General features: G+C 36.3%; 1 protein-coding gene and 1 pseudogene. Both read left to right on the top strand.

Annotated elements, in window-relative coordinates; all coding sequences use genetic code 11:
- Positions 1-3: 3 nt before the first annotated feature.
- Entirely contained in the window at positions 4-246 is a 243-nt protein-coding gene (locus KQJ18_RS24150; protein WP_040190205.1) for an AlpA family phage regulatory protein, read from the top strand.
- Positions 247-549: 303 nt separating this feature from the next.
- Positions 550-937, top strand: a pseudogene (locus KQJ18_RS24145) (inovirus-type Gp2 protein); the annotation flags it as partial.

Raw genomic sequence — 937 nt, 5'->3', positions numbered from 1 at the left:
GCTATGACCAGCCAAACGACTTTGCCATTAACTAAAATCCTGGATTCAAAATCAGTATTGAATGATCAGCTCGTCGACATGGCATTTATCACTGCCTACACCAATATGACCGACAAATGGTTCTATAGATTAATTTCTGAAAATGCGTTCCCAGCACCAATTAAACTTGGCCGAAGTTCTCGTTGGCTAAAAAGTGAAGTCGAAGCCTGGATGACAGAACAGATTAAAAATTCAAGAGGACAGTAATTATTAATCTTTAGAAAAGACCTTAAATCTTAGTTACGAATGAAACATGCAAAAATCAATTAAACATCCATTTCAAATAACACAGATTACATAGAAAAATTAGCTGAATTTAGAATTGTATCAAATAAATTAATTTGGGTTTTTTAGTATAATTAATACTCTCCCCAGACTTACATTTAATATCTATCCAATCTATTCACTAAACATAATTACGTATCGTACTTACCCTTATCACGTACACTGAAGATATTTTATCTGCACTCCCCCATCATCTAACAACGTTTTAAAAAACAGGTCTAACCTATGAATAATAGTCACCAATATAACCCATTATGGAATCCAGACTGGTTTCTTTCAGTAATTCTGGATAATCATATCGATGCAATGGTAGCCAGATATTCTTGTTTACTAACATTACGCCTAGACTTCTTTTATAAAAAGGATACCCCTCGCTACTTACATCAAGATCATCATGCACTTGAGCGTGACCTGCGATTATTGATGAATAAAATGATGCAAAAAGCTGCTATTGTGGGCTATTTCTGGGTCATTGAATGGACAGCCGTTCATGGCTTCCATGCACATGCTGCATACTGGCTGGATGGGCATCAAACGCAAAGATCCTATCCTTTTGCACAGCAGGCAGGAGAATTCTGGAAGCAGTTAACCCAACAGGAGGGCTATTTTAATA

It is taken from the genome of Citrobacter sp. S55_ASV_140 (genome assembly GCF_018919505.1).
Lineage (GTDB): Bacteria > Pseudomonadota > Gammaproteobacteria > Enterobacterales > Enterobacteriaceae > Citrobacter > Citrobacter werkmanii.
Note: the sequence above shows the minus strand (reverse complement) of the source record. Positions and strands in the feature narration are given on the sequence as shown.